The organism is Streptomyces sp. FH025 (genome assembly GCF_017427025.1).
Lineage (GTDB): Bacteria > Actinomycetota > Actinomycetes > Streptomycetales > Streptomycetaceae > Kitasatospora.
In genome coordinates, this window is record NZ_JAFLNG010000374.1 from 1 (window position 1) to 7,630 (window position 7,630).

Here is a 7,630-nt window from a genome sequence, read left to right on the forward strand (position 1 = left end):
TTCGAGCTTCGCGGCGCTGGTGGGAGAAGCGACCCCGCCCGCTCGCCGGAGTCGGCGAGCGGGCGGGGCATGGTTCGGGCGAGGTGGCCGAGATCGCCGGCCTCAGTGCTGCGGCAGCTCGCAGCCGTCCGGGCCGCAGGCGTCCCCGGCCTCCGCCTCGCCGCCGACCGGGACCAGGGCCACCGGCACCCGGCTCTCCCAGGCCTGCTCCAGCGCCCGGGTGAACGTTTCCGCAGGCTGGGCGCCGGAGACGCCGAGCCGACGGTCGAGGACGAAGAACGGGACGCCCGTCGCGCCCATCGCGCTCGCCGTCGCCTCGTCCTCGCGCACCGCCTCCGCGTACGCCTCCGGGTCGGCCAGCACGGCCGCCGCCGCCTCGCCGTCCAGCCCGGCCTCGACGGCCAGCTCGATCAGCCGCTCCTCCTCGAACGCGGAGCGCTCCTCGGCGAAGTTGGCCCGGTACAGCGCGTCCAGCAGTTGCAGCTGCCGCCCGTGTTCCTTGGCGAAGTGCAGCAGGCGGTGCATGTCGAAGGAGTTCGCCCCGACACGGCCCTCGCTCAGATAGGGCAGGCCCTCCCCGTGCGCGTTCTCGGCCACCCGCGCCTCCGCGGCCGCCGCCTGCTCCAGGCTCATCCCGTACTTCGCCGCGAGCAGCGGGACCACCAGGCGGGCCTCACGCGACGCGTTCGGGTTCAGCTCGAAGGAGCGGTGGACGACCTCCACCTCGTCCCGGTGCGGGAAGCGCTCCAGGGCCTTCTCGAACCGGGCCTTGCCGACGTAGCACCACGGGCAGTTGATATCGCTCCAGATTTCGACGCGCATGGGGCTTCACTCCTCCGGGCCTCGCGCGGACCTCCCGCGCCAACACCCGGGCGAACACCTCCGCCCGCCTGGATATTTCGCGTCCTGAAACGCTCAGCCGCGAGCGCGGTCCCGGTGCCGCCTCACCGCGTCCCGGTTGGCGCAGCGCTGCGAGCAGTACCGCTGCCGCCCGGTCCGGCTGGTGTCCGCGAAGATCAGCCCGCACTCCGGCACCGCGCACCGCCCGAGCCGGTGCATCCCGCGCCCGACCAGGTGCAGCGCCGTGCCGACCGCGATCAGTGCGTGCAGCGTCTCCCCGAACGGCCGGTGCTCCTCCCGGTAGTGCAGGTGCCAGCCCCCGTCCCCGTGGTCGGTCAGGCGGGGGTGCGAGGCGGAGGCCGCGAGCATGTCGTTGAGCCGAGCCGCCCGGGCGCGCTCGTCGGGGGCGTCCACCACGTGCTCCCAGGCGTCCAGGGCGGCGAGCACCGTCCTCAAGTCCGCTGCGGTGACGGCACCTTCGATGATCAGGCCGGCGACGCGGCAGCGCTCGGCCAGCTCCTCCGTGCTCGCCGGGCGCCGATCGGCCAGCGCGGCGGCCAGGTTGACGGCGTCGGCGCCGTAAGGGTTGAGCTGCACAAGGGCATTACACCAGCCTGGGGGGCGATCAACCACCCCTCCACGTCACGGAGTTCCACCATGCCCGCCGTCCGCCCGCGCTACCGCTGGGCCGTCCTCGGCATCGCCACCTTCACCCAGGCCGCCACCTGCTACTTCGTCCAGGGCGTCGGCTCGCTCGGGCCAGCCTTGCAGGACGGTCTCTCGCTCTCCACCGGGCAGCTAGGGCTGCTCCTCTCCGCCGCCCAACTCATGCCGCTGATCGGACTGTTGGTCGTCGGGCGGCTACTCGACCGCTACGACGAACGCTGGATCGTCGGCGCGGGCGCCCTCGTGGTCGCCGCCGGACTCGCGCTCGGTGCCGCCGCCCCCGGGTACGGCATGCTCCTGCTCGCGCTGCTGATCGTCGGCGCCGGGTACAGCAGCGCGCAGCCGGGCGGCAGCAAGTCGGTGGCCGCCTGGTTCGACAGCTCGCAGCGCGGCCTCGCGATGGGCATCCGGCAGGCAGGCCTGCCCCTGGGCGGCGCGCTCGCGGCAGCGGTGCAGCCGGTGCTCGCGGCGCAGTACGGCTGGCGGGCGACGCTCGTCTCCGGCGCCCTGGTCGCGCTCGCGGGGGCCGCCGTCTTCACCGGCTGCTACCGGCGGCCACCGTCTCCGCCCGCCGCCTCGACTCCTCCACCCGCGCCCCAGCTCCGGATGCTCCGCGAACCCGCCATGGTGCGGATCATGCTCTCCGGTATCGCCCTGGTCGCGGCCCAGAGCGGCCTCGGCATCCTCACCGTCCTCCACCTCCACGACACCGCCGGTCTGAGCGCCGGCTCCGCCGCCCTCGTCCTGGTGGCCGCCCAGGGCGCGGGCATCGCCGGCCGGATCTGCCTCGCCGCCTGGAGCGACCGTGCGCGGAGCGGCCGCTACACCACCGTGCGGGCCTGCCTCGCCGCCGTCACCGCCGGCACCCTCGCCCTCGCCACCCCGCTCGGCCACCACCCGGCGACCGCCTGCGCGCTGTTCGTCCTGCTCGGCTTCTTCGGCATCGGCTGGTACGGGCCCTGGGTCGCCCACGTCGCCGAATCCGCCCCACCCGGCCGCACCGGCTCCGCCCTCGGCCTCGCCATGACCACCAACCAGATCGCCATCGTCCTCACCCCACCCCTCCTCGGCCTCCTCCGCGACACCACCCACACGTTCACCCTGTCGTGGCTCCTCCTCGCTGGCCTCACCGCTGCGGCCCTGTGGCGGGTGAGTGGAAAGTCGCTCGGGGTGGGTGTGGGACAGTAAGTGCCTGTCAGTTCGGGTGGGCTGGCTGTCTGGGGGATGGGTCGTGCTGCGTCCTGGTGGCGTGTCGGGGGCTGTGGCATTGCCACTGGCCAAGAGGTCCGTGGTCGCGGCCGTTCTGGTGATCACGATGCTGGCTGTGAATGCCTGTGGGGCGAGCACGTTGAAGGAACGGTCCAAGCCCACGATGACGCTCGACCAGGCGAGGAAGCAGATCGACAGCTACCAGACGGACATCCAGGCGAACCTGCCGATGAAGCCCGTGTCGAGTCCGGCCTCATTCAGCGATCTGGAATGCGACGCCAACGACATCGGTCCGCACGGCCGGAAGCAGACCTGGAGGTCCGCCACCTTCGAGGACCTCCCGCTGTCAGGCAGGACTCAGGCTGCGGACGCCTTCCGCACCTACCTCACCGGGCAGGGTTTCCAGCCGGTCGAGGAGCCGGGCGTTCACGTCGGCTGGGTGAAGATGAAGAGCCTCAAGGACGATTTCGTCGCGATCCTGGACGGCGCCAGCGACGCGAGTCGGACCTTCCAACTGGAGGTCATCTCTCCCTGCCTCTGGCCCAACGGCACCCCGCCGGCCTGATCTTCCCCCTCGTCGGCCCGCCGCTTCCGAGCGGCGGGCCGACGGCGCAGGGGTTCTCGCCGTCAGCGGGGTGTGCGCGCCAACTGGCCGATGGGGGCTGCCACATGTCCGCCGCCGCTTGTGCACCACCACACGGCCGTGCCCTGATGAGTGAGGGCGTGGACGCCCGACCGGTGGTCCGGGCAGAGCGGCCAGACGGGCCAGCTCGACCACGTCGTGCGGGGCGAGGTGGTCCTCGCGCAGTCCGAGGAAATGCGCGTGCACAGCCGGTCGATCGCCGGGACAGTATCCATGAGGCCATTCTGGTCGGCAGTGTGGGAGCGGTAGTTGGGGGTGATCCATGGTGTCGGGGTTCGAGCTCGTCCGCCGTCTCGACGGGCTGGTCTACCGGTTCCGGCTGGACGGTGAGTTCAACGGCCGTCCGTCGTTCAAGCGGGTGGACCTGGACGTGTGGTGCCGGTGGGTGCCGGAGCGGGGGTGGTACACGTTCGGCGCCGATGGAGCCGGCAACGGGTGGCCGCTGGTGGGGCGGGCGGTGCGGGAGGCGGCGTTGCCGCCCGAAGGGCCGTGGCGCAGTTGGAAGGCGGGCAAGTCGTACCTCTACGATCTGCGCCGCGTCGACGGGTAGTTCCGGTCGGTCGGGTCCCAGAGGCCGGTGGCCTCGCCGCGCGCGAGGTGCTCGGCGTAGACGTCGACCTTCCGGGCGATGACCGAGCGGCACTCCTCCAAGGCCCGGATCCGCTCGTCGACGCGCCGCTGGTGCTCGGTGAGCAGGTGCAGTCGTTCGGCCTCGTTGCCGGGGCCCTGCCGCACCAGTTCGGCGAAGCGGCGCAGGTCGACGAGCGGCATGTCGGACTCGCGCAGCCGGATGCAGATCTGCAACCACTCCACGTCGAGCGCGGTGTAGCGCCGCCGGCCGCCCGTGGTGCGCCCGACCGGTCCGATCAGCAGGCCCTCGCGCTCGTAGAAGCGCAGCGCGTGCACGCTGAGCCCGGTGCGCGACGCCACCTCGCCGATGCCCAGTTCCGTCAAGTCCGTCATGCTGCCCGAGGGTAGGACTTGATCTAGACCGCGCTCCAGCTCCTACGGTCTTCGTCATGACCACCAGCAACCAGCAGCCGATCGGCTCGCCCTTCTCCTTCACCAGCACCGCCGAGGACGTGATGGCCGGCCTCGACCTCTCGGGCCGGACCGCCGTGGTGACCGGCGGCTACTCCGGCCTCGGGCTGGAGACCGCCCGGGCCCTGAGGGGGTCCGGGGCCCGGGTGATCGTCCCGGCCCGCAGGCCGGACACCGCCCGTGCCGCGCTCGGCGACGGCTACGAGGTCGTCCCGATGGACCTCGCCGACCTCGGTAGCGTGCGCGCCGCCGCCGCCCGGATCGCCGGATCGGCGACGAGCCTCGACCTGCTGCTCGCCGGCGCGGGCGTGATGGCCGCCCCGGAGCGGCGCGTCGGCCCGGGCTGGGAGGGGCAGTTCGCCGCCAACCACCTCGGGCACTTCGCCCTGGTCTGCGAGCTCTACCCGCTGCTGGCCGCCGCCGACGGCGGGGCGCGCGTCGTGGTCCACAGCTCCGCCGGGCACGCCCTCACCGACATCCGCTGGCACGACCCGCACTTCCGTACGGGGTACGACAAGTGGCTCGCGTACGGCCAGTCGAAGACCGCCAACGCGCTGTTCGCCGTGCACCTGGACGCGCTCGGGCGCAGGGACGGCGTGCGGGCCTTCGCCCTCCATCCGGGCAAGATCATCACCGGGCTGCAGCGGGAACTGACACTCCGGGAGCAGATCGACCGCGGCTGGGTGGACGAGCACGGCGCCGTGGTCGGCGCCGACTTCAAGACCGCCTCCCAGGGTGCGGCCACCGGCCTCTGGGCGGCCACCTCCCCCCTGCTCGACGGTCGCGGCGGGCTCTACCTGGAGGACTGCGAGGTCGCCCGCGTCGCCGGCCCGGACGCCCCGATGGACGACGGCGGCGTCCGCCCGTACGCCGTCGACCCCGCCGCGGCCGCCCGCCTCTGGGAGCTGTCCCTCGCCGCGACCGGCGCCGCCCCGCTCATCGGCTGAGCCGCCCGTCGACGGGCGGCTCAGCCGACGGGCCTCAGAGGCAGATCCAGCAGTACAGCCGCTCGCCGGCCGCTCGGGCCCGGCGGGCGAGGCCGATCAACTCCCGGGCCACCAGCAGCAGATCGCACGGGTCCGCGTCGCCGCTCTCCTCCGCCTGGGCCCACCGCGCGGCGGCCTCCGGCACGCGCTCGTCGGGCACCAGGGCGAGGGTGTCCCGGGTGGCGTCGTCGAGTTCGGTCACCCAGGGGCCGGTGGTCCACGGGTCGTCCTCGTCCGCGGGGCCGTCCGGCCGGTGGGGGCCGGGCTCCGGGGTGGTCGGCCAGACCGGCGTCTCCACCACCAGGTCGACCTGCCACGGCTCGTCCCGGATGGCGGCGACGAGCTCCGCCAGGACGACGCCCGGGTCGAGGCGCTTGGCCTCGACCCCGTCGAAGGCCCCGTCGAAGGCCCCGTCGAGGGTCCGGGCGGAGCCCCGGTTGGAGCCCCCGCGAGAGCCCCCGCTGAAGAACTCGGGCCGCCCGCCCCCGGTCAGTTCCAAGGCCCGTACGACCGTCGCCGCATCAGGCGCACGGAAGTAGTCGGTCAGCACGCCCATTCCGGCGGCCACCTCCTCGTCTCGTTCCAGAGGAGCAGTTGACCAGATGCCACCGACACGCGGGCAGCACGGACAACATCACCCGATCGTCAGGCGCGCGGAGCAGGAGGTCGGTCGAGCCGACTTCCTGCTCCACGACGATAGTTTGACTATACGTCAGCAGGAGATGGCGCCGCCGCCGACGTCCGTGCCCAGCACCCCGACGAACTGCTTGTAGAGGTTGATCCGGTCGTTGCGCTCGTCCGGGTTCTTGCCGTTGCATTCGAGGTCGCCGTTGATGCTGCGGATGGTCTCGCCGAAGCCCTTGCCGCCCACGATCGCGTTGTGCGATGTCACCGTCCCGGCGCCCTTCTGGGTGTTCCAGAACCAGAGGCCGGTCTTCCAGGACACGGCCGGGTCCTTCTCCGCCTTGTACGGGTCCTTCAGCAGGTCGATGTGCAGGGCGTCGCCCGCGGCCTTGTAGTTGAAGTTCCAGCTGAGCTGTAGCGGCCCGCGCCCGTAGTACGCGCTGCGCCCAGCCGGGCAGCCGTACGACTGGGAGGTGTCGCAGTAGTGGCTGTAATTGGCGGTGTTCTGCTCGACGACGTACTTGAGGCCGCCGGTCTCGTGGCTGACGTTGGCGAGGAAGGCCGCCGCCTCGCGCTTGCGGGTGGCGGTGTCGCCGGTGTTGGTGAAGCCGGGGTACGCGCTCAGGGCGTCGGTCAGGCCCTTGTACGTGTAGAAGGCGTTCCGGTTCGGGAACATCTTGTTGAACTGGGCCTCGCTGACCACGAAGGAGCCGGCGGCGGCCGCCTGCGTGGTCGTCGGCCCGGTCAGGGCGATGGTGCTCAGGACGGCGGCCGAGGCGGCCGCGGACAGGGCTCGGGAGAACTTCATCGTTCCTCGTCGGGTGAGGGGGCGTTCGGGGGATCGGCGCTTCGCTCGCGGAGCTTTCGGAGCTCGCGGAGCTTTCGGAGCTTTCGGAACTTTCGGGGCTTTCGGGGCCCGCGGCGCTTTCGGAGCTCGCGGAGTTCTCGGAGCGCCGGAGGCAATCGTGGTCGTCGATGACATGAACCTGAACTGTTCCGGCCTTCAAACCACTCGTAAGGGCTGTATCCGATCCAGGAGTTGGACAACATCCACCGTGGGGTGATCATCCGTCCGTCATATGCACCGGATAGCCTCATCCGCGCAGCACGCACGACGACACAGGCACACGAGCGACACGGCGCGACCGGGGGGCACAGGCATGGCGCACACCGAGGACGAGGGCGACGCCCGACTGGCGGCCGAGGGCGAGGTGGCCGTCGCCCGGCTGGCGATCGACTCCGGAGACCTCGGGCACGCCGCCGACCACCTCTCCGACGCGATCCTCGCCGACCCCCAGCTGCCCGAACTGCACGAGGCGCTGGCCGAGTTGTGCGCCGCCGCGGGCGGCCCGGCGGCGGCCCGCGAACTGTTCCCGCTGGACGGCGAGGTCTACCTGGGCACGGTCGTCTGCCGCGCCCACGTCGAGGCCGCCGCGGGCGACTGGGACGCCGCCGTCGGCCTGCTCGCCTCGGCGATCCAGTACGAGCCCGCCCACCCCTGGGCGCACACCGCCTGGCTCGCCCGCGAGGACCTGCCCGCCCTGGTCGACCCGGACGCCGTCGCCCAGGCGGTGGCCCGCGCGGCCGGTTCGCTGCCCGACCCGCTGCCCGCCGAACTCGC

Annotated in this window: 9 protein-coding genes and 1 pseudogene; 5 read left to right on the forward strand and 5 right to left on the reverse strand. The window is 72.4% G+C overall.

Annotation, left to right across the window (positions count from 1 at the left end; all coding sequences use genetic code 11):
- Positions 1 to 102 precede the first annotated feature (102 nt).
- Positions 103 to 822: a DsbA family oxidoreductase gene (locus J0670_RS23990; RefSeq protein ID WP_207813724.1), complete on the reverse strand. Its 720-nt coding sequence runs from the start codon at positions 820 to 822 to the stop codon at positions 103 to 105.
- 93 nt (positions 823 to 915) lie between these two features.
- Entirely contained in the window at positions 916 to 1,437 is a 522-nt protein-coding gene (locus tag J0670_RS23995) for a CGNR zinc finger domain-containing protein (RefSeq protein WP_207813725.1), read from the reverse strand.
- Between the two features lie 60 nt (positions 1,438 to 1,497).
- On the opposite strand from J0670_RS23995, the gene J0670_RS24000 reads away from it, so the two are divergent.
- The 3 genes from J0670_RS24000 (at position 1,498) to J0670_RS24010 (ending at position 3,908) form a co-directional block, all read left to right on the forward strand.
- Entirely contained in the window at positions 1,498 to 2,694 is a 1,197-nt protein-coding gene (locus J0670_RS24000) for an MFS transporter (RefSeq protein WP_207813726.1), read from the forward strand.
- Between the two features lie 100 nt (positions 2,695 to 2,794).
- Complete coding sequence (locus tag J0670_RS24005; protein WP_207813727.1) at positions 2,795 to 3,280, forward strand: hypothetical protein; 486 nt, start codon at positions 2,795 to 2,797, stop codon at positions 3,278 to 3,280.
- A 340-nt stretch (positions 3,281 to 3,620) separates the two neighbouring features.
- Positions 3,621 to 3,908, forward strand: a complete 288-nt coding sequence (locus tag J0670_RS24010; protein WP_207813728.1) for a hypothetical protein — start codon at positions 3,621 to 3,623, stop codon at positions 3,906 to 3,908.
- Here the strand turns inward: J0670_RS24010 and J0670_RS24015 are convergent.
- Positions 3,881 to 4,321 (reverse strand): MerR family transcriptional regulator, encoded by a 441-nt coding sequence (locus J0670_RS24015; RefSeq protein ID WP_207813729.1) that lies wholly within the window; start codon positions 4,319 to 4,321, stop codon positions 3,881 to 3,883. The genes J0670_RS24010 and J0670_RS24015 overlap by 28 nt on opposite strands.
- A 56-nt stretch (positions 4,322 to 4,377) precedes the next feature.
- On the opposite strand from J0670_RS24015, the gene J0670_RS24020 reads away from it, so the two are divergent.
- Positions 4,378 to 5,346, forward strand: a complete 969-nt coding sequence (locus J0670_RS24020; RefSeq protein ID WP_207813730.1) for an SDR family NAD(P)-dependent oxidoreductase — start codon at positions 4,378 to 4,380, stop codon at positions 5,344 to 5,346.
- A gap of 34 nt (positions 5,347 to 5,380) precedes the next feature.
- On the opposite strand, the gene J0670_RS24025 is transcribed toward J0670_RS24020, so the two are convergent.
- Positions 5,381 to 5,953: a hypothetical protein gene (locus tag J0670_RS24025; protein ID WP_307806663.1), complete on the reverse strand. Its 573-nt coding sequence runs from the start codon at positions 5,951 to 5,953 to the stop codon at positions 5,381 to 5,383.
- 144 nt (positions 5,954 to 6,097) lie between these two features.
- On the reverse strand, positions 6,098 to 6,817 hold the full coding sequence (locus tag J0670_RS24030; protein ID WP_207813731.1) for a chitinase: 720 nt from the start codon (positions 6,815 to 6,817) through the stop codon (positions 6,098 to 6,100).
- Between the two features lie 352 nt (positions 6,818 to 7,169).
- On the opposite strand from J0670_RS24030, the pseudogene J0670_RS24035 reads away from it, so the two are divergent.
- Positions 7,170 to 7,630, forward strand: a pseudogene (locus tag J0670_RS24035) (hypothetical protein); the annotation flags it as partial.

Bases quoted from the DNA above. Each gene is read 5' to 3' on its own strand.
- J0670_RS23990 (WP_207813724.1), bottom strand. From the start codon at position 822: ATGCGCGTCGAAATCTGGAGCGATATCAACTGCCCGTGGTGCTACGTC.
- J0670_RS24000 (WP_207813726.1), top strand. From the start codon at position 1,498: ATGCCCGCCGTCCGCCCGCGCTACCGCTGGGCCGTCCTCGGCATCGCC.
- J0670_RS24010 (WP_207813728.1), top strand. From the start codon at position 3,621: ATGGTGTCGGGGTTCGAGCTCGTCCGCCGTCTCGACGGGCTGGTCTAC.
- J0670_RS24015 (WP_207813729.1), bottom strand. From the start codon at position 4,321: ATGACGGACTTGACGGAACTGGGCATCGGCGAGGTGGCGTCGCGCACC.
- J0670_RS24020 (WP_207813730.1), top strand. From the start codon at position 4,378: ATGACCACCAGCAACCAGCAGCCGATCGGCTCGCCCTTCTCCTTCACC.
- J0670_RS24030 (WP_207813731.1), bottom strand. From the start codon at position 6,817: ATGAAGTTCTCCCGAGCCCTGTCCGCGGCCGCCTCGGCCGCCGTCCTG.